General features: G+C 44.3%; 23 protein-coding genes. 18 read left to right on the forward strand and 5 right to left on the reverse strand.

Annotation, left to right across the window (positions count from 1 at the left end):
• The first annotated feature begins 163 nt into the window (after positions 1–163).
• The 3 genes from PGU50_RS15425 (at position 164) to spoVG (ending at position 2,947) form a co-directional block, all read left to right on the forward strand.
• A complete protein-coding gene (locus tag PGU50_RS15425; protein ID WP_055157904.1) occupies positions 164–1,438 on the forward strand; it encodes a glucose-1-phosphate adenylyltransferase in 1,275 nt (424 codons plus the stop codon).
• Positions 1,435–2,553 carry a glucose-1-phosphate adenylyltransferase subunit GlgD gene (gene glgD / locus PGU50_RS15430; protein ID WP_117559025.1) on the forward strand — a complete coding sequence of 373 codons (1,119 nt, stop codon included), beginning with the start codon at positions 1,435–1,437 and terminating at the stop codon, positions 2,551–2,553. The genes PGU50_RS15425 and glgD overlap by 4 nt, the downstream gene beginning before the upstream one ends.
• Positions 2,554–2,659: 106 nt before the next feature.
• Complete coding sequence (spoVG, locus tag PGU50_RS15435; RefSeq protein ID WP_008368997.1) at positions 2,660–2,947, forward strand: septation regulator SpoVG; 288 nt, start codon at positions 2,660–2,662, stop codon at positions 2,945–2,947.
• A gap of 96 nt (positions 2,948–3,043) precedes the next feature.
• Here the strand turns inward: spoVG and PGU50_RS15440 are convergent, their stop codons facing one another.
• From PGU50_RS15440 to PGU50_RS15455, 4 genes are read right to left on the reverse strand one after another with little or no spacing between them, the layout of a single operon-like run.
• Positions 3,044–3,856, reverse strand: a complete 813-nt coding sequence (locus PGU50_RS15440; RefSeq protein ID WP_270247355.1) for a Cof-type HAD-IIB family hydrolase — start codon at positions 3,854–3,856, stop codon at positions 3,044–3,046.
• Between the two features lie 12 nt (positions 3,857–3,868).
• Positions 3,869–5,245: a UDP-N-acetylmuramoyl-tripeptide--D-alanyl-D-alanine ligase gene (locus tag PGU50_RS15445; RefSeq protein WP_022221116.1), complete on the reverse strand. Its 1,377-nt coding sequence runs from the start codon at positions 5,243–5,245 to the stop codon at positions 3,869–3,871.
• Positions 5,246–5,272: 27 nt separating this feature from the next.
• Positions 5,273–6,727: a nicotinate phosphoribosyltransferase gene (locus PGU50_RS15450; RefSeq protein ID WP_270247356.1), complete on the reverse strand. Its 1,455-nt coding sequence runs from the start codon at positions 6,725–6,727 to the stop codon at positions 5,273–5,275.
• Between the two features lie 26 nt (positions 6,728–6,753).
• On the reverse strand, positions 6,754–7,488 hold the full coding sequence (locus PGU50_RS15455; protein WP_022221115.1) for a lysophospholipid acyltransferase family protein: 735 nt from the start codon (positions 7,486–7,488) through the stop codon (positions 6,754–6,756).
• A 132-nt stretch (positions 7,489–7,620) separates the two neighbouring features.
• Here PGU50_RS15455 and PGU50_RS15460 point away from each other — a divergent pair, with 132 nt between their 5' ends.
• The 9 genes from PGU50_RS15460 (at position 7,621) to PGU50_RS15500 (ending at position 15,124) form a co-directional block, all read left to right on the forward strand.
• Positions 7,621–8,067, forward strand: coding sequence for a protease complex subunit PrcB family protein (locus tag PGU50_RS15460; RefSeq protein WP_270247357.1), 447 nt, complete (start codon positions 7,621–7,623; stop codon positions 8,065–8,067).
• Between the two features lie 10 nt (positions 8,068–8,077).
• On the forward strand, positions 8,078–9,640 hold the full coding sequence (locus PGU50_RS15465) for a DUF3794 and LysM peptidoglycan-binding domain-containing protein (RefSeq protein WP_055157918.1): 1,563 nt from the start codon (positions 8,078–8,080) through the stop codon (positions 9,638–9,640).
• A gap of 63 nt (positions 9,641–9,703) precedes the next feature.
• Positions 9,704–10,579 (forward strand): 4-(cytidine 5'-diphospho)-2-C-methyl-D-erythritol kinase, encoded by an 876-nt coding sequence (ispE, locus tag PGU50_RS15470; protein ID WP_055157920.1) that lies wholly within the window; start codon positions 9,704–9,706, stop codon positions 10,577–10,579.
• 2 nt (positions 10,580–10,581) lie between these two features.
• Positions 10,582–11,271 (forward strand): GntR family transcriptional regulator, encoded by a 690-nt coding sequence (locus tag PGU50_RS15475; RefSeq protein ID WP_008368980.1) that lies wholly within the window; start codon positions 10,582–10,584, stop codon positions 11,269–11,271.
• 64 nt (positions 11,272–11,335) lie between these two features.
• Positions 11,336–11,953 (forward strand): stage II sporulation protein R, encoded by a 618-nt coding sequence (gene spoIIR, locus PGU50_RS15480; protein ID WP_173692356.1) that lies wholly within the window; start codon positions 11,336–11,338, stop codon positions 11,951–11,953.
• A 67-nt stretch (positions 11,954–12,020) separates the two neighbouring features.
• Positions 12,021–13,202 carry a cation diffusion facilitator family transporter gene (locus PGU50_RS15485; RefSeq protein ID WP_022221113.1) on the forward strand — a complete coding sequence of 394 codons (1,182 nt, stop codon included), beginning with the start codon at positions 12,021–12,023 and terminating at the stop codon, positions 13,200–13,202.
• Between the two features lie 5 nt (positions 13,203–13,207).
• On the forward strand, positions 13,208–13,915 hold the full coding sequence (locus PGU50_RS15490) for an acyl-[acyl-carrier-protein] thioesterase (RefSeq protein ID WP_117824490.1): 708 nt from the start codon (positions 13,208–13,210) through the stop codon (positions 13,913–13,915).
• Positions 13,916–13,918: 3 nt separating this feature from the next.
• Positions 13,919–14,740: a CvfB family protein gene (locus PGU50_RS15495; RefSeq protein ID WP_117835151.1), complete on the forward strand. Its 822-nt coding sequence runs from the start codon at positions 13,919–13,921 to the stop codon at positions 14,738–14,740.
• Positions 14,741–14,890: 150 nt separating this feature from the next.
• Entirely contained in the window at positions 14,891–15,124 is a 234-nt protein-coding gene (locus tag PGU50_RS15500) for a hypothetical protein (RefSeq protein ID WP_008368971.1), read from the forward strand.
• A 420-nt stretch (positions 15,125–15,544) separates the two neighbouring features.
• On the opposite strand, the gene PGU50_RS15505 is transcribed toward PGU50_RS15500, so the two are convergent.
• Positions 15,545–16,132, reverse strand: coding sequence for a TetR/AcrR family transcriptional regulator (locus PGU50_RS15505; protein WP_270247358.1), 588 nt, complete (start codon positions 16,130–16,132; stop codon positions 15,545–15,547).
• Between the two features lie 239 nt (positions 16,133–16,371).
• Between PGU50_RS15505 and PGU50_RS15510 the strand changes: the two genes are divergently transcribed.
• From PGU50_RS15510 to pcp, 6 genes are all read left to right on the forward strand, one after another.
• On the forward strand, positions 16,372–19,419 hold the full coding sequence (locus PGU50_RS15510) for a M14 family metallopeptidase (protein ID WP_270247360.1): 3,048 nt from the start codon (positions 16,372–16,374) through the stop codon (positions 19,417–19,419).
• An 81-nt stretch (positions 19,420–19,500) separates the two neighbouring features.
• On the forward strand, positions 19,501–19,647 hold the full coding sequence (locus tag PGU50_RS15515; protein WP_270247362.1) for a hypothetical protein: 147 nt from the start codon (positions 19,501–19,503) through the stop codon (positions 19,645–19,647).
• Positions 19,648–19,680: 33 nt separating this feature from the next.
• On the forward strand, positions 19,681–20,373 hold the full coding sequence (locus PGU50_RS15520; RefSeq protein WP_117824487.1) for a 5-oxoproline transporter, DUF969 family subunit: 693 nt from the start codon (positions 19,681–19,683) through the stop codon (positions 20,371–20,373).
• A gap of 14 nt (positions 20,374–20,387) precedes the next feature.
• On the forward strand, positions 20,388–21,341 hold the full coding sequence (locus PGU50_RS15525; protein WP_117824486.1) for a DUF979 domain-containing protein: 954 nt from the start codon (positions 20,388–20,390) through the stop codon (positions 21,339–21,341).
• Positions 21,342–21,450: 109 nt separating this feature from the next.
• Positions 21,451–22,440 (forward strand): peptidase, encoded by a 990-nt coding sequence (locus tag PGU50_RS15530; protein ID WP_243002857.1) that lies wholly within the window; start codon positions 21,451–21,453, stop codon positions 22,438–22,440.
• Positions 22,441–22,463: 23 nt separating this feature from the next.
• A complete protein-coding gene (pcp, locus tag PGU50_RS15535; protein ID WP_270247364.1) occupies positions 22,464–23,108 on the forward strand; it encodes a pyroglutamyl-peptidase I in 645 nt (214 codons plus the stop codon).
• Positions 23,109–23,478: the final 370 nt, after the last annotated feature.

Raw genomic sequence — 23,478 nt, forward strand, 5'->3', positions numbered from 1 at the left:
GTGCATAATTATAACATAGATAGGTCAAAAACCAAACCTTTTCTTTTTGTGATATTTCTATAAAAAAGATAGGTAAACAGAAATATTTTTGTAAAATATGTTCACTATATGTATGTAATATGTTATAATGAAAAAACCAGAATTACTGAGAAGGGGTGAAGACATGATAAAAAAGGAAATGATAGCAATGCTATTGGCAGGAGGACAGGGCAGCAGACTTGGCGTCCTGACTGCAAAAGTTGCTAAACCGGCTGTTGCATTTGGCGGCAAATACAGGATCATTGATTTTCCGCTGAGTAACTGTATCAACTCAGGAATCGATACAGTCGGTGTCCTGACCCAGTATCAACCACTCAGGCTTAATACACATATTGGAATTGGTATTCCGTGGGATCTGGACCGGAATATCGGAGGGGTGTCAATTCTTCCGCCGTATGAGAAGAGTACAAGCAGCGAATGGTATACAGGAACGGCGAATGCAATTTATCAGAATCTGGAGTATATGGAGACATTTAATCCGGATTATGTACTGATCTTATCGGGAGATCATATTTACAAGATGGATTACGAGGTCATGTTGGATTTTCACAAGGAGAATCATGCAGATGTGACGATCGCGGCAATGCCGGTTCCGATCGAAGAAGCAAGTCGTTTCGGAATCGTAATTACCGACGAAGACAAGAGAATCACCGAGTTTGAGGAGAAGCCGGCGAATCCGCGGAGCAATCTTGCGTCCATGGGAATTTATATTTTCAGCTGGCCGGTGCTCAAAGAGGCACTGATCAAGATGAAAGATCAGCCGGGATGTGATTTCGGAAAGCATATCATTCCGTACTGTCATGAAAAGAAGCAGAGACTGTTTGCATATGAATATAATGGTTACTGGAAGGATGTCGGTACATTGAGTTCTTACTGGGAAGCTAATATGGAACTGATCGACATTATTCCTGAATTTAATCTTTATGAGGAATTCTGGAAAATTTATACGAATAATTCAATTATACCGCCACAGTATATCTCAAAAGAAGCTGTGATCGACAGAAGCATCATTGGCGACGGAGCTGAGATATACGGCGAGATACATAACTGTGTGATCGGCGCAGGTGTTGTTGTTGGACAAGGCTGCGTGATCCGGGATTCGATCATCATGCAGGATGTTGCGATAGGAAATGACTGTGTGATCGACAAAGCGATCATTGCGGAGAATGTTAAGGTTGGAGATAATGTAACCCTTGGAATCGGCAATGAAGCACCGAACAAGCTCAGGTCTGATATCTACAATTCCGGACTGGTTACGATCGGTGAGAATTCTGTGATTCCGGCAGGAGTACAGATTGGAAAGAATACTGCGATCAGCGGTATTACCGTGAAGGAGGATTATGTACAGGGTGCTCTTGAAAGCGGCGGAGTATTGATAAAGGCGGGTGACAGATCATGAGAGCAGTTGGAATCATTTTAGCAGGCGGTAACAACAACAAGATGCGGGAGCTTACACAGAGGCGTGCAGTGGCAGCGATGCCGATCGCAGGAAGCTACCGGGCAATTGATTTTGCACTCAGCAATATGTCCAATTCGCACATTCAGAAGGTAGCAGTGCTTACTCAGTATAATGCACGTTCACTGAATGAACATCTGAATTCTTCCAAGTGGTGGGATTTCGGACGTAAGCAGGGTGGTCTTTATGTATTTACACCGACGATCACCGCAGACAATGGCTACTGGTATCGTGGAACGGCAGATGCGATCTATCAGAACCTGGATTTCCTGAAGAGGTGCCATGAACCTTATGTGATCATCACATCCGGTGATGCGGTTTACAAGATGGATTATAACAAAGTACTGGAATACCACATTGCCAAGAAAGCAGATATCACTGTGGTATGCCGGGATCTAGATCAGGGCGAGGATGCAACCCGTTTTGGCATTCTGAAGATGAATGAAAATATGCGGATCGAAGATTTTGAGGAAAAACCGATGGTGGCAAATTCCAACACGATTTCCACAGGAATCTATATCATCCGTAGACGTCAGCTGATCGATCTGATCGAGCATTCAGCTGAGGAAGACAGATATGATTTTGTAACGGATATCCTGATCAGATACAAGAATCTGAAAAAGATATACGGTTATAAGATAAAAGACTACTGGAGCAATATTTCCACGGTCGATGCCTATTATAAGACAAACATGGATTTCCTCAAACCGGAAGTCCGGAACTATTTCTTTAAGCAGCTTCCAAGTATTTATTCCAAGGTGACAGACCTGCCTCCGGCAAAATATAATCCGGGTGCGGTCGTTAAGAACAGCCTTGTGGCAAGCGGAAGCATTATCAACGGAACCGTTGAGAATTCGGTTCTGTTTAAAAAAGTGTTTGTTGGAAATAATTGTGTGATCAAAAACTCAATTATTTTAAATGATGTGTATCTTGGGGACAATACTTACATTGAGAACTGTATTGTAGAGAGCAGGGATACGATCCGTGCCAATACACGGCATGTTGGTGAAGATGGCGTGAAAGTAGTAATAGAAAAGAACGAAAGGTACGCATTATAAAAACTGAGGGGGACTTGTAAGAGTCCGGATCAGAAGGCATGCCGGTCAAATAAAGGAAAAGGAGCGGACCGGTATGTGCGTTACTGGAGAAAGGGGCTAGAAAGTTATGCAGATTACAGATGTACGCGTGCGCAAAGTAGCAAAAGAAGGAAAATTAAAGGCAGTAGTATCAATTACAATGGACGAAGAATTTGTCGTTCACGATATTAAAGTCATTGAAGGGGAAAAAGGACTTTTCATTGCAATGCCGAGTAAGAGAGCACTGGATGGGGAATATCGTGATATTGCGCATCCAATCAATTCCGGTACAAGAGACAGAATCCAGAAGATCATTCTGGACAAGTATGCGGAAGTACTGGAAGAGACTGACGACGCGGAAACTGCAGAAATCTAAGTACAGAAAAATACTGAAAACAAAAATCCCGGAGACTGGAAGTAAAACCAGTTCTCCGGGATTTCTATATTTTGAGAAATGATATTTCTACGACGGTCAATCGCGCATAAACTGATCGATCACATAGAGAACTCCGTCATCATCATTTGATTTTGTGATAAAATCTGCTTTTTCACGGACCAGTGGCTGTGCATTTTCCATTGCCACTCCAAGACCTGCGGTTTCGATCATAGTCAGGTCGTTGTATCCGTCACCGCAGCAGATCATTTCATCAGCAGTCAGACCGATGCTGGTAAGAAGCTTCAGAAGAGAGGCGGCTTTGTCTACATTCTTTGGAACAATTTCGAGGAAAAATGGATCCGAACAGTAAACATCGATATAACCATGGAAATGAGCGGACATTTCCTCTTTAGCAGCAGCGATGCTATCCGGTTCTCCGGTCAGGAGAAATTTATTGTTTGGAAATGTGGATACTTTCTCGCAGAAATTATCAATTTGTACAATTGGTAAATGGTTGATCCGGGATTCTAATTCGGAATATTTTGTCGGGGTAAATCCGGACAGGAGCTGTCCATCCTCATAAGCCAGAATATCAACCGGGTAGTTGGAAGCGATTCGGTAGATATCCGGAATCACGTCCTGCGGAAGTGTTTTGTTGTAAATGACCTGGCCGGTGCGGCAGTCAGTGATCCGTGCTCCGTTGAAGGATAGGATATAGCTTCCGTAACGTTCCAGATGGAGCTGCCTGGCAAGGGGAACCACGCCGTATGTAGGGCGATCGCTTGCAAGAACAACTTTTTTTCCGGCTTCCTGGATCTCGATCAGAGCCTTTAACGTTGGTGGAGTGATTTCTTTCCTGGAGTTGGTAAGTGTTCCGTCCAGGTCAAGAACAAGTATCTGATATTTCATGTCTTACCTCTCTTAAAACTTCATCTGTCTGAGTACATCAATGATCTCAGGAAATTCCATACCGTGGGAAGCTTTGACCAGAATGGTATCATCTTTTTTGACAACATTCCGGATTTTTCCCAGGAAGTCCTGTTTGGTTTTAAAGTAAAGTACGGCACTGCTCTTTGCACAGGCTTTTGCACCTTCATATGCGTGGTGGGAAAGTTCTCCGATACAGCAGATCACATCAATGCCGATCTCGGCAGCATGTGCGCCGGTATTGTAGTGAAGTTCATTCTCCTTATCACCAAGCTCATACATATCGCCCATTACAGCTACGGTTCTTCCTGTTGCGGTAGAAAGTACATCCAGAGAAGATTTCATGGAAACCGGATTAGCGTTGTAGCAATCATCGATGATCAAAAGAGATCCTGTGTCGATCAGATTGGTACGTCCGGCAATCGTCTTCAGGGAAGAGATCCCGGTCTGGATTTCCTCCAGAGTAAGTCCAAGCTTCATGCCGACACATGCTCCGGCGAGAGCATTATAAACCATGTGATTTCCAGGTACCGGGATATGTACGTTGATTTCACCAAGTGGAAGGTGGAGTACAGCGTCAGTTCCGCGAAGTCCCTGACTTACGATTCCGTCAGCATAGGCATCCAGCTGGTCTGAAAGACCGAAGAAAACAGGCTTTTTCCCTTGTACCTCTGCGACTGTGGAAAGTTTGTCGTCATCTCCGTTTAAGATGACAGAAGCATTTGGACGTAGATGATCAAAAACTTCGGTTTTGGCTTTTAAGATTCCGTCGCGGCTTCCGAGATTTTCCATGTGTGCAAGACCGATGTTGGTGATTACACAGATATCCGGCTGGCTGATGGATGCAAGTTCATGCATCTCTCCGAAATGGTCAATTCCCATCTCCAGGACAGCGACTTCATGTTCTTCGGTAAGATTGAAGATGGTAAGCGGAAGTCCGATTCCGTTGTTAAAGTTTCCCTCTGTCTTAAGAACATTGTATTTCCGGGAAAGGACAGAGGCAATCGTCTCTTTGGTGCTGGTCTTGCCAACACTTCCGGTGATGCCGACAACCTTGATGTCAAGCTGCATGCGGTAAAACGCTGCGATATCACGAAGTGCTTTTTCGCAGGATTCTACATGAATGCAGGGACAGGTAAGGGAAGAAGGATCTTCTTCTGTAAGAGTAGCAAGTGCACCCTGTTCCATAACCTGTGGGATAAAGGTGTGGCCGTCTACACGGGCTCCTTTGAGTGGGACAAAAAGAAATCCCGGTGCTGCTTTCCGGCTGTCGATTGCAACGCCGGTAATCTCTTTTTCAAGAAAACTGCTGTCACCATGGAAGGTTCCATGGCAGGCAGCGGTTATATTTTTTAATGTCATATTTTTCATCGGTAATACCTCTTTTCAAATTGTAACCTAGTCATCAGCACTCATGCGGTCAAGAAGCTGTTTCTTTACTTCATAAAGTCTTGGAGACAGATCGATATACATCTGGTGAGGATTGAAGAGTCGTTTGGATTCATCCCACAGGGTATCTTTTTCCTGACGGCAGTAAGCGGCAATCTCTTTGACAGACGGGGAAGTGTAGACACATTCACCGTTGATGAAGATTGGCTGCATCATTTCGCGGACGGTATAGGTTCCGGCTTTCATCTTTGTCTTTTTCCATGTCTCGCTTGGATCAAAGAGGAGAAGATCTTCCTCCGGATTGATTTCTTCGTCTACAAAGCAGATATAATCAGCTTTCATCTTGCCGGTTTCTTTTTCGTAAATACGGTAAACCGTCTTGTTGCCCGGATTGGTGATCTTTTCTGTGTTCTCAGAAAGTTTGATTTTAGGTTCGAACTCACCATTCTTATTCTGGATGGCAGCGAGCTTATATACACCACCGAATGAAGGACAGTCTTTGGAGGTGATCAGATTGGTTCCGACACCCCATGAATCGATCGCTGCGCCCTGCATCTTGAGGTCGTGGATCAGATATTCATCAAGGTCGTTGGATGCGCAGATCGTTGCTTCTTCAAAGCCGGCCTCATCCAGCATTTTACGTGCTTTTTTGGACAGGTAGGCAAGATCGCCGCTGTCAAGACGGATACCAAGCTTTCTCGGGCTGATGCCGGCATCTTTCATCTCCTGGAAGACACGGATCGCATTCGGCACACCGGATTTTAAGGTGTCGTAAGTATCGACAAGAAGGGTACATCCTTCAGGATAAAGATCTGCATAGGCTTTAAATGCGGTATATTCATCCGGGAAACTCATGATCCAGCTGTGTGCATGGGTTCCCATAACCGGAACGTCAAAAAGCTTGCCGGTAAGTACGCAGGAGGTTCCCACGCAGCCGGCGATCACGGCAGCACGTGCGCCGTATAATCCGGCATCCGGTCCTTGGGCACGGCGAAGCCCGAATTCCATAACACCGGTATTACCGGCAGCGTATACGATACGGGAAGACTTGGTCGCGATCAGACACTGGTGGTTCAGAATGTTCAGGATTGCGGTTTCCACAAGCTGAGCTTCCATGATCGGGGCAACGACTTTGAGGATCGGCTCCTTTGGGAAGATCAGGCTTCCTTCCGGAATTGCGTAAATGCTTCCGGTAAAGTGATAGCCGCTCAGATACTGAAGAAAATCTTCAGAAAAAATGTGGAGACTGCGAAGGTAATCCACATCATCATAGCTGAAGTTCAGATTTTTCACGTACTCAATAACCTGTTCAAGTCCGGCTGCGATTGCATAACCGGAAGAAAATGGGTTGGAACGGTAAAATACATCAAAAATTACGGTAGGATTGTCCTGCTTATCGTAATAACCCTGCATCATAGTCAGTTCGTATAAGTCTGTAAGTAATGTTAAATTTTTAGAATGCATAATCGTACCTCTTTTCTGTTATAGGTTTAGATCAGACTGGCGTTTTTCTTAATTGTGTCCTGAATAAGATCATGACAATAGATTCCAAGATGTTTTCTTGTCTCTTTATCCAGTTCTTTTGGATAGATTGGTTTGCCGTATTCGATGACGACATGTACTTTTTTTACACGTGGGAAATGTGCTTCAAAAATGTCAGCAGTATTGTTCATGCTGATCGGAATGATCGCACACCCGGTCTTTTCGGCAATTTTAAGTGCACCGTCACGGAATGGAAGCATAGAAAGCTCTTCGCCATTGTTGCGGGTTCCTTCCGGGAAAATGCAGATGGAAATGCCATTTTTTACATAATCAATTGCCTGAAGGATCGTCTTCAGACCTTCTCTCATATTGTCTCTGTCAAGGAAGAGACAGTACAGATTCTTCATCCATGTGGAAAGAAGCGGAATCTTTTCCATTTCTTTTTTGGCAACATAACCGGTCAGACGCCTGCACCGGCTGTAAGTAAGGAGAATATCAAAATAACTGCGGTGGTTGCCGATAAAGAGTACCGGTTCATCCGGAACATTTTCTTCACCGATCACGGTTGTCGTGACACCGGTCATCTTAAGAATCACTTTAAAGCCCCACTGAACGATGCGCAGAGAACTGATATCTTTGGCTCTGCGATTGAATTTACCAATGATCCATTCCACCAGAAAAACCGGAATGGACAGGATCAGGTAAAGAATTAAAAAGACTGCGATACAGATAAATCGTATCATTACCCCAAAATCCTCTCTTTCATTGTATAAAGTAACATACTTTTCTTCGATTATACTATTCGAGGCATGAAAATACAAGGAAGATAATATGATAATAAAGAGACAAAAAAATGGAAAAGTTTGTGAATAATTATGAGAATAAAATGCCGTGTGACAGGGGTGATCTGGATGCTGATTTTCCTTGGCGGCTGTCAGGTCATGGAAAAAGAGGAAGCGGGTGGAAAAATGCTGGAATATTCCATTGTGGATGAGAAAAAAGTTCCGGCGGAAATGACCGAACGCATTGCCGAGATGGAAGAAACCCCATTTCAGATCATGTATGTGCAAGGAGACCGGCTGTATGTCGGACAGGGGTATGGGAGACAGGAAATGGAGGGATATGCGATCCGGGTTGATGGCTGTACGGAAGAAAAAGATGTGATCTGTGTACAGACAACACTTCTGGGACCGGGAAGTGACGAGACAGAAAAAGATGGGGAGGAGATGGGAAATATCTGTATGCGGGAAGATGGATTTTCCCAATACCCATATGTTGTCCTGGAAATGGCAAAAAGCGAAAAACCGGTGATATTTGAGTAGGAGGCTGACTATGGAACTGATAAGAAAACAGGTACGCATGAATCAGATGGGCAAAACAGTGACGGATCAGTTTATGATCGGTGGGGATTATAATGTACCAGATGCGAAAAGTGACGTGGGAAGAGTGCTTTCCGGTGAGGGAAGTCTGCGGATTGAAGAGACAAGAAGAGTGGAAAATTATCTCCGTGTGACGGGAAAACTGAATTTTAAAGTTTTGTATGTGACAGATTCGGGAGATCCGCGTCCCGGAGCTTTGGAGGGAATGATTCCGTTTGAGGAAATGGTCTACATGGAGGAAGAGAACGGAGAAGGCGAAGACATTGTGCAAGTTCAGCGGGTGGAATGCGGGGTATCACTGATCCATTCGAGAAAGCTTGCGGTAAAAGCGCTTGCGGAAATGACGGTACATACAGAGCAGATCACAGAAAAACAGGTGACACTTGATGTGGATGGGGAAGAGGGAATCTATCTGAAAAAATGTCCGGTGGAGCTGCTGCAGCTGTTTACCGCGAAGAGAGACATTTACAGGATCAAAGAGGAGATTAAGATACCGGGGACCAAAGAGAATATCGGAACGCTCTTGTGGACAGAGGTAAGCTCCCGGAAAATGGATACCAGACTTGTGCAGGATGCTATGCTGATAAATGGAGAATTACAGATCTTTGTTCTCTATGAATCTCAGGAGGGCAAGACAGACTGGGTGGAGCAGACGGTTCCTTATGAGGGGCGGATCGAGTGTGCCGGCGCAGAAGAAGGTATGTATCATCATGTCTATGACCGGCTGGATGATATCAGTGTGGAAGTGCGGATGGATGAGGACGGTGAGATGCGTGCGCTTGGCATTGAAGCGGCACTTCAGGTTCGTCTTTTTGTCTATGGGGAAGAAAAGCTGGAGCTTTTAGAGGATGCGTATTCCCTTGATAAAAAATGTGTTTTGGAGACAGAAGAAGTTGTTGTTGAGGAGCTTCTGATGCAGAATCATTCAAAAAGTAAGATCACAGAACGATTAAGTCTGCCGGAGCTGAAAGATGAGATCCTTCAGGTGTGCCACAGCAGCGCAGACCTGCAGATAGAAAAAATGGAAGTGCAGGATGGAGGAATTCTGGCAGAGGGGATTTTAAATGTCAGCTTTCTGTATGTAAAGGCAAATGATGAAGTACCATTTGGTGTGTGGAAGGGGATGGTTCCGTTCTCGGCAATGCTTGAATGCCGGGAAGGAAGCAGCGATATGAAATATGACGTCACATATGCAGTGGAGCAGCTTGCGGTAGATCTTGCCGGAAATGATGAAGTAGAGATCAAAGCGGTCGTGGCGTTCAGGAGCTTCATGCGAAAAGCGGAAAAAATACAGATGGTGACAGAGGCTGCACTTGTGGATTATGAAAAAGAAGAGCGGATGAACCAGCCGGGAATTGTGGGATATATCGTAAAAGACGGAGATGATCTGTGGAGCCTGGCAAAGAAATATTCGACCACAGAAGAAAGCATTCTGCTTAATAATGAATTATTATCAAAAGAATTGAAAACGGGTGATAAAATATTGATTTTTCGGGAGAGTTTGAGTATACTATAGTAATGAAATGATGTATACAAGATACAAAAAAAGGTCGAAAAAATACAATAAGGAGATACACGCATGGATAAACTGGAGTTAAAAGCACTTGGGAAGATCAATCTTGGACTTGATGTGCTGGGGCGGCGGGAGAATGGTTATCACGATGTGCGCATGGTCATGCAGACGCTGTATCTGTACGATAATGTGACGCTGCAAAAGAAGTCGGCCCCAGGTATCGAGATCGATTCAAATCTTTTTTATCTGCCGAATGATGAGGACAATATTGCATGGAAAGCGGCAAAGCTTCTGATCGATGAATTTGATATCAAAGACGGGATCAGAATCCATCTGGACAAGCATATACCGGTTGCAGCGGGAATGGCAGGCGGAAGTTCCAATGCTGCGGCAGTGCTTTACGGAATGAACCAGATGTTCCGGTTGGGACTTTCTCAAAATGAGCTGATGGAAAGAGGCGTGAAGCTTGGGGCGGATGTTCCTTACTGCATTATGCGCGGAACGGTACTAGCAGAAGGAATCGGGGAAAAACTGACGCCGCTTCCTCCGATGCCGAAATGTCAGATTCTGATCGCCAAGCCGCCGATCAGTGTATCGACAAAGATGGTTTATGAAAAGCTGGATTCCTGTGAAATCAAGGAGCATCCGGATATAGATGGTATCCTGGACGGATTGAAGAACCAGGATCTTGAGCAAGTGGCAGCATCCTTGGGTAATGTGCTGGAAAAGGTTACGGTTGAAGCATATCCGGTCATTGCACAGATCAAAGAATGTATGATGGAAGCAGGTGCTCTTGGGGCGATGATGAGTGGAAGCGGTCCGACTGTATTTGGGATTTTCAGGGATCGCAGGACAGCGAAGGAAGCATTTACAAAAGTAAAAGCACAGAATCTGGCAAAACAGATTTATCTTGCAAATGTGCATAACGTCAGGAGGAGATAAGAATGGATATGGATTTTGAAGTAAATATGAATGAATACCTGCCGTTGAGAGATGTTGTGTTCAATACACTTCGGAAGGCAATTTTAAGAGGAGAACTGAAGCCAGGAGAACGGCTGATGGAGATCCAGCTTGCCAACAAGCTTGGAGTAAGCCGCACCCCGATCCGTGAAGCAATCCGTAAACTGGAGCTGGAAGGTCTGGTTCTGATGATTCCGCGAAAAGGGGCAGAAGTGGCACAGATCACAGAGAAGAATATGCAGGATGTGCTGGAAGTCAGAAAGGCACTGGAAGAGCTTTCCGTACAGCTTGCGTGTGAACGGATCACGCCGGAGCAGGTTGAAGAAATGAAGATGGCAGCTGAAGATTTCCGTAAAGTCTTAAAGAGTGGTGATGTGACGAAGATCGCTGAAGCAGATGTAAAATTCCATGATATTATCTTTGCCGCAACCAATAACCAGAGACTGATCACGCTGCTGAATAACCTGCGGGAACAGATGTACCGGTTCCGCGTAGAATACCTGAAGCAGAAGGAATGTTATCCACAGCTCCTGGAAGAACATGATAAGCTGATCGCACTGATTTCGGGTGGAGAGGTTGAAGAGGCATGTGAGCTTATGGGATGTCATATTGACAATCAGGCCTCTACAGTATCGGATGTTATCCGGAGAGATCAGGTAGAATATCACAGATAAAAATGTATAGTTTTCCATATGTTGTCAATACTCCTGGTATCAAAGACAGGAGGTACATACGAAAATGAAAAAAATAAAAGCAGTGGCGCTGGTACTGATCATGATTCTGTGTGGTGCGGCATTTGCAAGGGGAATGCAGGTGGAAGCGAAGGCGAATGCAGTGCAGGAAAAGTTATCCGGTGAGGTGTTCCGCTTTCATGTGCTTGCCAACAGTGACAGCAAAGAAGACCAGGAACTTAAGATGAAGGTGAAAGAGGCTGTTGTAGATTATATGTGTGAGAATCTTTCGGATGCAGGGAATGCAGCGGAGGCGAAAGCATGGGCGATCCGCCACAAAGAAGAACTGATCCGGACGGCCAGGGAAGTCTTGCAGGAAGAAGGATGTAACGATCAGATAACAGCTGAGGTCGTGCGGTGTGAATTTCCGGACAAAACTTACGGAGACATCACCTTTCCCGCAGGCTGGTACGATGCACTCCGGATCAAGATCGGAAAGGCACAGGGGCACAACTGGTGGTGTGTTCTTTATCCGAATCTCTGTTTTATGGATTCTGTCCATGCAATTGTTCCCAAAGAAGGGAAGGAAGAGCTGCGGAGTGTGCTGACGGATGAAGAGTATGCGATGATCGTAAAAGGCACACCGGTAAAAATCAAATGGTTTTTCTTGCAATTGACGGAGTAAATGTGTAGAATATACTTCAACGAAGATGGCAGGAAAATTTGTTTCGCCTAAGGTAAAGGAAAGTTTAATGACGGATATACTTGTAAAATTATTTGTAAAAGATTATAAAGATGTAGAAAAGGTGTCTGTCCGTACAGCATATGGAGTGCTGGCAAGCGGAGTAGGCATCTTTTGTAATGTTCTGCTGACGATTGCGAAGATGGTGATAGGAATCCTTCTTCACAGTGTGTCTGTTACTGCAGATGCATTTAACAACTTATCGGATGCAGGTTCTTCGATCATTGGAATGATCGGAGTGAAGATGGCAGAAAAACCGGCAGACAAGGAGCATCCTTTTGGGCATGGCAGGCTGGAATACATAGCGGCACTGATCGTATCCTTTCTGGTGATCGAAGTTGGATTTACCTTTTTCAAAAATGCGATCGTGAAGATCCGGGAGCCGGAAGAGTTAAAATTCAGTCTGGTGTCGATCCTGATCCTGGTGTTGTCCATAGGTGTGAAGCTGTGGCTTGCGATGTTTAACCGGAAACTTGGTGAAAAGATTTCTTCCCAGGTGATGATGGCGACGGCAGCAGATGCACTTGGAGATGTGATCACGACAGCAGCGACGATCCTGTCGGTTGTATTCTGGCGGATCACAGGGATCAATATCGATGGCTTTGTCGGACTTGGTGTTTCACTGGTCGTTATGTGGGCCGGATTTGGGATTGCGAAGGATACGCTTGAGCCGCTGATCGGAATTCCGGCGACATGGGAAGATTATGAGAAGATCAAGCATTTTGTGGAAAAATACGCTGGAATCGAGGGCAGCCATGATCTGGTGATCCATAATTACGGACCGGGAAGAAGTATGGCGATCATTCATGCAGAGGTTCCGAATGATGTCCCGATTGATGTATCCCATGAGATCATTGACCGGATTGAGAGAGAGGCAATGGAACAACTGGGGATCTCGCTGACAATTCATATGGATCCGGTGGAGACTCGTAATGAAGAAGTACTTCAGGCAAAACATGAGACAGAAAAAGCTGTGGAAGCACTGGATCCGAGATGCAGTATCCATGATTTCCGCATGGTGAATGGAGAAAAACAGATCAATCTCATTTTTGATTTTGTCATTCCGAGAGAGTATTCTGAGGAAAAAGGGAATGAACTGACACTGACTTTGATGGACCGACTGCAGCATCATAACCCAAAGTATCAGTGTGTTATCACATTAGACAGAAGTTATGTGGAAGAACAGAGGTAAAAGAGATGTATACATTTGAAAGCAGAGTACGATTCAGTGAAGCAGACCATACGGAGCTTCTGACATTACCGGGGCTTGTTAATTATTTTCAGGACTGTAGTACTTTTCAGTCTGAGGATATCGGATATGGCGTGGAATCACTGAAAAAAAGCGGGCAGGCATGGATTCTTTCCGCATGGCAGATTGTAGTAAACCGTTATCCGAAGCTCGGGGAATATATCAGGGTGTCCACCTGGGCAACGGATTTTACCGGACTTTTCGGACTTCGTAATTTTAAGATGGAGGATGAAGCAGGCGAGATGACAGCCTGGGCCAATTCGGTCTGGGTATATATGGATATGAAAAAAGGAAGACCATGCAGACCGGCGAAAGAAGAGGTCGAGGCTTATCGGCCGGAAGCACCACTGGATGTAGAGTTTGCGCCGCGTAAGATCGTGCTTCCAAAAGAACTGGAAGATGGAGAAAGTTTTCCGGTAAGACGTCATCAGATCGACACAAACGAGCATGTCAATAACTGCCAGTATATCCAGATGGCAATTGATGTGGTGCCGGAATGTGAGCGTGCCGGACAGATCCGGGTAGAATATAAAAAATCCGCAGTTATGGGTGATATTATTTATCCAAAGATGGCGGTAGAGGAACAGAGAAAAATAGTGGAACTTTGTGATGCGGAGGGAAATCCGTATGCGGTAGTAGAATTCAAGGAGAAATAAGAGATGGAATTAGGAAAAAAACAGATGCTTACGGTAGTAAAGGTAGTTGATTTCGGAGTATATCTGGGAGATGACAGAGAAAAGGTTCTTCTTCCGAAGAAGCAGGTTCCGGCAGGAATCGAACCGGGCGATCCGATTGAGGTGTTTTTGTATAAGGATTCTTCTGACCGTCTGATCGCAACGGTAAATGAACCGAAGCTTACACTGGGAGAAAGTGCAATCCTGAAGGTAGTGCAGGTAGGCAAATTCGGTGCCTTCCTGGACTGGGGACTGGAAAAGGATCTGTTCCTACCATTTAAGGAGCAGACTTATAAGGTGAAACCGGGGGATGAATGTCTGGTAGGACTTTATATTGATAAGAGCCAGAGACTCTGTGCGACCATGAAGGTATATGAGTATCTGACCAGTGATTCTCCTTATCAGAAGGATGATCAGGTAGAGGGAATCGTTTACGAAGTGAGTGATAATTTTGGGGCTTTCGTTGCAGTGGACGGAAAATATTCTGCGCTTGTGCCAAAGAGAGAAGCACCGAAAAGTCTAAGACCGGGAATGAAGATCCATGCGAGAGTGACAGAAGTAAAACCGGATGGAAAGCTGAATTTAAGTGTCCGTGAGAAAGCATTTATCCAGATGGATAAGGATGCGCTTCTGGTACTGGCGCGTCTGGAAGAAAAGGGCGGAGTCCTTCCGTTTAACGATAAAGCAGATGCGGAGGTGATCCGTGCGGAGTTTGATCTGAGCAAGAATGCATTCAAGCGTGCAGTCGGACATCTGTATAAAGAGCGTAAGATCGAGATCCGTAAGGACAGTATTGTTTTGAAATAGACATTGTGATTATGCACAAAAAACAGACTGTTAAATTGTTCACAATGCCCAAAACGCTGATTTGAAAAAAACCCCTTGATTTTCAAAAAAAAATTGTATATATTGAGGGGGTAAAAGATAGGAAGAGATAAAAGAAAAGGAGTGTACATCATGAAGGTACAGAATATTACAAACATTGATAAGTTTTTTGAAGTAGTAGACAGCTGCAAAGGAAAAGTAGAACTTGTAACAGGAGAAGGCGACAGACTGAATCTGAAATCTAAACTTTCTCAGTATGTTTCTATGGCAAATATTTTCTCTAACGGAGAGATTCCGGAACTGGAAATCATTGCATACGAAAAAGAAGACATCGATAAACTGGTTAACTTCATGATCAATGGCTAATTTATATAAATACCAGGAATAGTGAGAAGCAGGAATCAAAGTGATTTGGTTCCTGCTTTTTTGTGTATACGATGAGCCAAGTGCAGATTTGTGCTTGCACAAGGATCTGCATTTGGCGAATGTACATCATCGAGCTGTTAAGCGAGATGGTGTACAAAGTATACAAATCGAGTAGGAGTCAGCCTACTCGATTGTGGAGAGAGACGGTCTGCGAGGGGGAGGTTGTGTGGCGGATTTAGAAAAAGAATAGGTGTGAAGTCCATTGCACAATAAGTGCCTTCACACCTATTCTTTTTCTAAATTCGCCCTCAAGACTTTGGGCGCAGACCTGGCGGCTGCTAAACATAAAAATTCAGGAAACTATAGAGAGATAGTTTCCTGGTATATGGGAGAGGGTATTTATATTGAGGGTGGGTTAGGTTAGTTTGCGCGTAAAGATTCAATAAATGGTGTCAGGAGGAATTCGCCGTATTGAAGCAGGGAGAAGCTTCTCTGGGTGAGACACCAGGAGTAGGTGAGACCGATCTGGGCAGAGGTGATCATCTGGGAGAGCTCGACGTAGGAGTAGTCTGACTTTAGTTCTCCACATTTGATCCCGTCGAAAAGGATCTTGCGCAGAATTTTATAATAATTGCGATCCGGGTTTAAAATATGTCTGGTTCCGGTAGTAGCTACCTGAAGACCGTAGAGGGACGCAAAGAGATCCATATATGGTGAGTGCTCCAGGTTATTCAGCACAAAATGGTTGAAGGCGAGCAGCAGATCGGCGGCTGGAAGCGTCCGGTCACAGGTCTGAAGCCAGCTATCATAGTCACTGTCGTAGGAATAGGCGAGGCTGAAGAGAAGCTCGTCTTTTCCGCGAAAATGATGATAGAAGGTGCTGCGGGATTTGCCGGAAAGCTCAATGATCTGGGAAATCGTAGTTTCATCATAGCCCTGTTTTGTGAAAAGCTTCCATGCTGCATCCATGATGTCCTGTTTTGCATGTCGTTTGCCGTGCGTTGTCATAATTGATCGTTCCTGCCTTCTTAAAAGTATTGAAGCTATTGTAACACAGGGATGTGGAGAGTGCAATGTTTTGTTTCTGCATACATTTTATTGAAAATGTCCATATAAGGATAATATGGTTGACTTTATTTGAACACTTTAGTAGAATGAAGGATATAAAAAGCAGAACGTAGTTCGGAATACAGTATCTTTTTAGACCGTAGTACGAAAACGAACTACAGTGCTTTTGGAGGTGTAAGATGGAAAAATTAAAACTTGCAGCCGGCATGACAGGAGAACAGAAGCGTTATGCGGTTGAAGCGGCACTGCTTCTGGGATTTCAGACAGAGACAGCTACATTTCCGGTGATCACAGCGGACGGTGAGATTCCGGTGCCGAAGAATATGGAAGAGCTGAAAGCCCTGTGGAAAAAGAGTACAGGGGAGGTGCCGGAAGAGTACGAATCAGCATCAAAGCATACAGGTCCGATCTTTGATCTGGATTTCCGTAAGGAAAAAGGGCTGGAGACGATGCTTCAGAAAGGGGATTTCCTGAAAGACGAGAATCAGGATCTTCTTCCGGATGTGTTGGATGTGAAGATTGTACTTCCGGAGGATGCAGATGATGCGATGCTCGTTGCAGCATGTAACCTGGCATGGCGTTTTGGTATGGAGACAACCGGATATAAAGGAAATATTACGGCAGATGCAGCTTATACAGGCAACCGGCTCGTTCTGGAAAAAGCAGAGCAGACAGAGCTTGTACGGGAAAAAGAAGGAGAAAGTGTAAAAGTATCTCTTCGCGGTGACGGAGAGGAACTAATTGCATTTACCTCCAGCCTCTGTATGGAATTTCCACAGATCAATGGTCAGAGAAGCTGGAAAGACCTGCTGATGGATATGGTGGATGACTTTGTACTGCGCAGCGCAGATGGACAGCTTGCAGCTTTGAAAGCGATGCAGAAAGAGCAGACAGGAGAATACGAAGTGTACGGATCTCCGCTCTGGAATGATACACAGAAAAAAGAAGCCGGGGATGCAAAGATATATAATTACAAATCCGGACAGAAGATGTACGAGAAGGTGTATGAGCTTCCGTGGGAAGTGGAAGTTTTTGAAAAACTTCTGGAAGAAAAGGTTTATCCGCAGATTAGGAAAGGAAGCAAGGTAAAGATTACCGGTGCGGTAAGTGAAAATATAAAAGTACGCCAGAAGATAAAAGAAAAAATCGAAGACAGAATCCAGATGTTAGGTGCCAAGCCTGAGGATACCTCTGTTATCTGTGCATACAAACAGGGATATTCCTGGATCGTTGAAGAGATGCTTCCGGTGATGAAGGAAGCGCAGGCAGATCAGGTTGAGATTTATTTCAAACCGTTCCTGCCGGAAGATCAGACAGACTGGCTGGATGAGAACGGTGCAACCCCGTCCTATCACAATCTGAATGCAGACACTCCGGACAAGTGGTATGATCTTCCGATCCGCTATCTGCAGGAACTGTATCCGGTAGAAGATATTCTGGTAAAAGAGCTTGGAATTGAAAGAGATAAAGTCATTTTCAAAGCTTATGAAGGCGAAGAAGATATCACTTATCTCTGCAAGGGGATCAAGGACGAAAAGGTCTGCTGTGAGGATACTTACAAAGCAGTCTGGTCGGAAAGACCATATATGGATGAATATCCGCAGATGGGAAAGGTTCATCCGGCAACCGGTTATGTAAAAGCAGAGATTGACGGACAGGAAGTATTTTATCAGACCGTCCGTACCGATATGGAAGAGATCTGGGATGTTTACCAGAAGGAAGTTCTTCCGGATTGCAGACGATATATTGAGGAAAAGACAGGCGGAAAGATTTCCGCAGACCTGCAGCCGTTCTTCCATGACCTGCGTCTGGACGTGACCGCAAGTGAACCGGACTATGCGACCGGATCAAGAGAGGATCTGATCTCTTCACTGGATGCTTTGCATGAAGATATGTATTTTGTCGGAAGCGACTATTTTAAAAATTACGGTGTGAAGAAAGCAGATGTCATGCTGGATGCGCCGGGACTGATCCTTCCGGTGATCCATGAAAAAGAAGGCAGACCGGTATTTAAAGTGACACTGACCGAGCCGTTAAAAGAAGAAGCATGCATTGTAAAAGATGGAAAAACGGTTCTTTTACAGAGAAAACGGGAAGAAGCAGATGCATGGATTCGTGCTATTTCATGGGAAAATGATAATTTTACTTTCCATATCCGCACAAATGGGGTACAATCTAATGTATTACACACTTACTCAACATTGTGGTCAAAGGGTGTACTAGCAGAGTGTGAAAGTGTTGCAGCAGGTACGAAGCTTTTGTTTGAAAGTGAGCAGGGCGAGATACAGTATGTAGCACTTACACCGGAAAGAGAAGAAAAACCAAAGACGAAACGGATTGAAGAGATTGACCTGCATGAGCATGAACTGATCGGATATGATACTTACCGTGAGATCATCGAAGAATTGAAGCAGGTTCCTGGAATCGAAGTGTTCCGGACTGCGGTATCTTATACAGGACGTGAACTCTATGCAGTATGGATCAAACCGGAATACGAAGGCTATCTGTCCATGACGAAGCGTATATCAAGAATTCCTGGCGAGATGATCAATGCAAGACATCATGCAAATGAAGTATCTTCGACAAATGCAGCATTTATCCTGATCAAGAAGCTGCTGACAGAAGATGTTTACAAAGATTTACCGGATAAACTGAATCTGGTGATCGTTCCGATGGAAAATGTGGATGGTGCGGCAATCCATTATGAATTGCAGAAAGAGCATCCAACCTGGAAATTCCATGTGGCAAGATTTAATTCGCTTGGAAAAGAGTTCTACTATGAACATTTCCAGCAGGATACGATCCACAGCGAGGCGATGGGATTAACCCGTATTTATGACCGGTATGTCCCGGATATGATCGTGGACAATCACGGAGTACCGAGTCATGAATGGGAGCAGCAGTTTTCAGGTTATACCTCCCCGTCTTACAAAGGCTTCTGGCTTCCGAGATCTCTGCTTTATGGTTATTTCTGGTATGTGACCAATCCAGAGTACAAGGACAATTACCCGGTCAATAAGGTAATGGAAGATGTGATTGCAGACAAGATTGCCGAGTATCCGGAGATGAGAGAATTGAACCGTGAATGGAGTGCTCAGTTTGAAAAATATGCACATGCATGGATGCCGAAATTGTTCCCGGCAAACTATTATAAAGAAATGATCAACTACTGGATCCCGTTCGCGGCAGATCCAAACCATCGTTATCCGTCGATCCGTTTTCCGTGAATCACAACGGTTGCTTATACTAGCGAGGTTGCAGATGAGACCGCACAGGGTGAATACCTGAATTTGTGTGCAAGGGCTCATGTGGCACATGACGAGGCGACTATCCGGATGTTGATGGAAGCAGTGCATGTGATGGAATGTCATCTGGAAGAGCAGGATGGACAGATTTTGACCAGTTACATAAGACAGCGTCCGATGATTGTCAAAGTGACTGGAAAAAATAAATAACTTTTTAATATTTTTCTAAAGGAGGAGTTAGGTATGGAACTCATCAAATTACTTGGCGTGTTGATCGTAATCGTTGGATTCGCGCTGAAACTGGATTCAATCCTCATCATTTTCCTGGCCCTTATTACAACAGGGATTGTTGGAGGACTTGGAGTGGGCGGACTACTGGAAACAATCGGTACAAACTTTGTAGCGAACAGAAGTATGGCGATTTTTATCATGATTCTGCTTGTTACAGGTACTCTTGAAAGAAACGGTCTGCGTGAAGCAGCCGCAAACCTGATCAGAAAGGTTAAGAGTGCGACAGCAGGTAAACTGGTTGCTGTATATGGTATTCTGAATGCACTGTTTGGAGCATTTAATGTCAGTTTCGGTGGTGTAGCCGGATTTATCCGTCCGGTACTTCTTCCGATGGAAGAAGGTGCGATCACCAACAAATTTGGCAAAGCAAATGAGGATCACGTGGACGAGGCAAAAGGACTTTCCGTTGCAATGCAGAACTTCACATGGTTCTTCTTCCAGGTACTGTTCGTAGGTGGAGCAGGTGGAATCCTCGTACAGACAACACTTGCTGGTCTTGGATATGAAGTAGAACTGATCGACCTTGCCGCAGTTGAAATCCCGGTAGCATTAGTCGCACTGGCTGTTTCTTGCATTTTTGTTATCGTGAAAGACAACCGACTGATGAAGAAATATTACGGGAAATCAGCAGATACTAAGAAGTAGAGGGAGGAAGACAGATGAGTAATTTAAAATTTATACAGATCGGTGATTCGTTTAATGCCAACGGACTGAATGTAGTATGGCTCATTATTGGACTGATCACAATTTATGCAGGAATCAAGAACCTTCTGGACAAAGAGAATCCGTCAAGAGTCGGAACCGCTGTTTTCTGGTGCTCTTTCGGTATCGTATGTGGATTCGGTACATGGCTGCCGGCAAAAGTTTCCGGTGCCCTTGTTCTGATCATGTGCCTGCCGCCGATCTTTAAGAAGGTTAAAATCGGCAAAGTCGATAATCCGACAAAAGAACATACAGAACAGCAGTTTAAGAAGATCGGTATGAAAATTTTCATCCCGGCATTCTCCGTAGCTGTATGCTCCCTGTTCTTTGCATTATTCAGTAACATGAGTTCAATGGTCGCAATCACACTTGGTGTCGTTGTTGCAATGATCTTACTGATTGCTTACGATTCAAAACAGAATAAACCGGTAGTATTCTTAAAGGATTCGGAAAGATTCCTCGGGATTACAGGACCACTCAGTATGCTTCCACAGTTACTCGGATGCCTTGGTGGTGTATTTACAGCAGCAGGAGTCGGCGATGTTGTCGCACAGCTTGTTGAAAAGATCGTTCCGAAGGGAAATGTAAACATTGGTATCATCGTATATGCGATCGGTATGGTACTCTTTACTATGATCATGGGAAATGCATTTGCAGCGATCACTGTTATGACCGTTGGTATCGGTGCACCATTCGTACTTGCTTACGGTGCCAATCCGGTAGTGATCGGTATGCTCGCACTTACATGTGGATACTGTGGAACTCTGCTTACACCAATGGCAGCAAACTTCAATATCCTGCCGGTAGCGATCCTGAATATGAAGGACCGTTGGGGCGTAATCAAAAAACAGGTTCTGGTTGCAATTATTATGCTTGTGTTCCAGATCTGTTATATGATAGTATTAAAGTAAATAAGACATAAGTAGCTAAGGTCATTATTTCACTGGAAAAGCAGAAAATAATGGCCTTAGAATTCGTAAGCTTATTCTAGTTTTTGGTATGGAGAAAGAAGAGGGACATATGACACCGAATATGGAACGGGGTGCCCGGATCATTATTCACGAATGGGTAAAAGTAAGGGCGTGGGACAAAGTACTGATCGTGACATCGAAGGAATATCTTGCAGAAGCAAAAGCAATGGAAAAAGAGGCTTCCGGAAAAGCACGGTCAGTGAATACACTGCTTGTCGAGAACAAGGGGCGCCATGTGGGAATCTTTTTTGATGATAATGAAGCAGTTTTTGATCCTTATACGGCAATTATCGCGGCGACAGAGTATTCGCTGGTGACAACGAAAGCCGCAAAGCGTGCGATACAAAGACACAAGAAATTTCTGTCCTTGCCACTGGCAACCAATGACGGAAGATCTTTTCTGGAATACGATTTCCTGACGATGGATACGAAGAAGAGCCGGCTGATGGCAAAGGCATTTATCAAATATCTCAAGTATTCAGAAAAAGTCCGTGTGACAACTCCGGCAGGAACGGATATGATGTTCTACAAAGTGGGCAGAGATCCGGGATTTTTTAACGGAGTTCTAAAGGATGGAAAGGGATATTCTTCTTCCAGTATTGAGGTCTATGTCCCGATCGAGGAGACAAAGACAGAAGGTGTGATGGTGCTTGATGGTTCTCTGGGATATATTGGTCGCGCAGAGGAACCGACAAGGATTTTATTTAAAGGCGGACGGATTACGGAGATTGAAGAGACTCCGACCGGTATTCGGTTGAAAAAATACATGGAAGATTATCAGGATTCCCGGATCTATATTGCGGGGGAACTCGGAATCGGGCTTAATTCATGCTCACAATGCCTTGGAAACTGCTATATTGAAGATGAATCTGCTTATGGGACATTCCATGTAGGACTTGGGCGTAATATTGCTCTTGGAGGTATTCAGAACGCCAAAGGGCATTTTGATCTGGTATGTATGGAACCGGATATCTACACGGACAACCGACAGATTATGCAGCAGGGGAAGGTTATTATCCCGGAGCCTGTGTTATACTAAGAGATATAAAGGAGGAAATTAACATGAAGGTTTTATTAACAGGATTTGATCCATTTGGAGGAGAAAGCGTAAACCCGGCATTCGAGGCAATCAAGCTTCTTCCGTCAACAATTGCGGGGGCAGAGATCGTATATGTAGAGATCCCTACAGAATTCAAGAAAAGTGCACCGGCAGTTGAAGCGGCAATCAAAGAACATAACCCGGATATAGTGATCAATGTAGGTCAGGCAGGCGGACGTTCCTGCGTCACTGTAGAAAAAGTAGGAATCAACCTTGCAGATGCCCGGATTCCGGACAATGCAGGTGACCAGCCACTTGATGAGCCACTTCAGGCAGACGGTCCAACCGGATACTTTGCAACAATTCCGGTAAATGCAATGGTTCAGAATGTACGTGCTCACGGACTTCCATGCCATGTATCTTTCACGGCAGGAACCTACGTATGCAACTGTGTAATGTACAATGTACTGCATATGTGTGCAACCAAATACACTAACATCCGTGCCGGATTTATCCATGTACCATATGCTTGCGATCAGGTTGTAGATAAGGCGAACGGAATGGCAAGTATGCCGCTTGAGACAATCGCAAAGTCTCTGGAATATTGTATTGAAGCTGTAGTGAATAATACAGAAGATGTAAAAGAGGCTATGGGAACTACCCACTAGTTTTATGAAAGAAAAAAGTACCGCTGTGTCAGAATGAAGCTGATGCGGCGGTTTTTTTGTAAAAATTCTATTGAAAATATAATTTCATGTTGCTTAATGAAAATGGACGTTCATTATATATTAAGAAATTCTATTATAAAGAAAAAGAATTGATTTGTCACGGGCAGGAATGTTATGTATAATATGCATAAAGAAAGTCGAAGCGGAAATAAGAAAAATGAACAATTTTATGAACGGAGAGAGCTTTTTTCAAAAAACAAGTTGATTAAGAAGGTGAAGAAAAAAATCTAGTGGGGAAAAGATTATCGTAAAAATAGCCTGCAAATAAAAAGTCAAGGCTAAATTGAAGAACATTGAAAATTTTATACAG

Origin of the sequence: Coprococcus sp. AM11-30B (genome assembly GCF_027674365.1) — a bacterium.
In the GTDB taxonomy this organism is placed as follows: Bacteria; Bacillota; Clostridia; order Lachnospirales; family Lachnospiraceae; genus Allocoprococcus; species Allocoprococcus comes.

What these genes read in the sequence shown, in the direction of transcription:
- PGU50_RS15425 (WP_055157904.1), top strand. Translation starts at nt 164, where the DNA reads ATGATAAAAAAGGAAATGATAGCAATGCTATTGGCAGGAGGACAGGGC.
- glgD (WP_117559025.1), top strand. Translation starts at nt 1,435, where the DNA reads ATGAGAGCAGTTGGAATCATTTTAGCAGGCGGTAACAACAACAAGATG.
- spoVG (WP_008368997.1), top strand. Translation starts at nt 2,660, where the DNA reads ATGCAGATTACAGATGTACGCGTGCGCAAAGTAGCAAAAGAAGGAAAA.
- PGU50_RS15440 (WP_270247355.1), bottom strand. Translation starts at nt 3,856, where the DNA reads ATGAAATATCAGATACTTGTTCTTGACCTGGACGGAACACTTACCAAC.
- PGU50_RS15445 (WP_022221116.1), bottom strand. Translation starts at nt 5,245, where the DNA reads ATGAAAAATATGACATTAAAAAATATAACCGCTGCCTGCCATGGAACC.
- PGU50_RS15450 (WP_270247356.1), bottom strand. Translation starts at nt 6,727, where the DNA reads ATGCATTCTAAAAATTTAACATTACTTACAGACTTATACGAACTGACT.
- PGU50_RS15455 (WP_022221115.1), bottom strand. Translation starts at nt 7,488, where the DNA reads ATGATACGATTTATCTGTATCGCAGTCTTTTTAATTCTTTACCTGATC.
- PGU50_RS15460 (WP_270247357.1), top strand. Translation starts at nt 7,621, where the DNA reads ATGAGAATAAAATGCCGTGTGACAGGGGTGATCTGGATGCTGATTTTC.
- PGU50_RS15465 (WP_055157918.1), top strand. Translation starts at nt 8,078, where the DNA reads ATGGAACTGATAAGAAAACAGGTACGCATGAATCAGATGGGCAAAACA.
- ispE (WP_055157920.1), top strand. Translation starts at nt 9,704, where the DNA reads ATGGATAAACTGGAGTTAAAAGCACTTGGGAAGATCAATCTTGGACTT.
- PGU50_RS15475 (WP_008368980.1), top strand. Translation starts at nt 10,582, where the DNA reads ATGGATATGGATTTTGAAGTAAATATGAATGAATACCTGCCGTTGAGA.
- spoIIR (WP_173692356.1), top strand. Translation starts at nt 11,336, where the DNA reads ATGAAAAAAATAAAAGCAGTGGCGCTGGTACTGATCATGATTCTGTGT.
- PGU50_RS15485 (WP_022221113.1), top strand. Translation starts at nt 12,021, where the DNA reads ATGACGGATATACTTGTAAAATTATTTGTAAAAGATTATAAAGATGTA.
- PGU50_RS15490 (WP_117824490.1), top strand. Translation starts at nt 13,208, where the DNA reads ATGTATACATTTGAAAGCAGAGTACGATTCAGTGAAGCAGACCATACG.
- PGU50_RS15495 (WP_117835151.1), top strand. Translation starts at nt 13,919, where the DNA reads ATGGAATTAGGAAAAAAACAGATGCTTACGGTAGTAAAGGTAGTTGAT.
- PGU50_RS15500 (WP_008368971.1), top strand. Translation starts at nt 14,891, where the DNA reads ATGAAGGTACAGAATATTACAAACATTGATAAGTTTTTTGAAGTAGTA.
- PGU50_RS15505 (WP_270247358.1), bottom strand. Translation starts at nt 16,132, where the DNA reads ATGACAACGCACGGCAAACGACATGCAAAACAGGACATCATGGATGCA.
- PGU50_RS15510 (WP_270247360.1), top strand. Translation starts at nt 16,372, where the DNA reads ATGGAAAAATTAAAACTTGCAGCCGGCATGACAGGAGAACAGAAGCGT.
- PGU50_RS15520 (WP_117824487.1), top strand. Translation starts at nt 19,681, where the DNA reads ATGGAACTCATCAAATTACTTGGCGTGTTGATCGTAATCGTTGGATTC.
- PGU50_RS15525 (WP_117824486.1), top strand. Translation starts at nt 20,388, where the DNA reads ATGAGTAATTTAAAATTTATACAGATCGGTGATTCGTTTAATGCCAAC.
- PGU50_RS15530 (WP_243002857.1), top strand. Translation starts at nt 21,451, where the DNA reads ATGACACCGAATATGGAACGGGGTGCCCGGATCATTATTCACGAATGG.
- pcp (WP_270247364.1), top strand. Translation starts at nt 22,464, where the DNA reads ATGAAGGTTTTATTAACAGGATTTGATCCATTTGGAGGAGAAAGCGTA.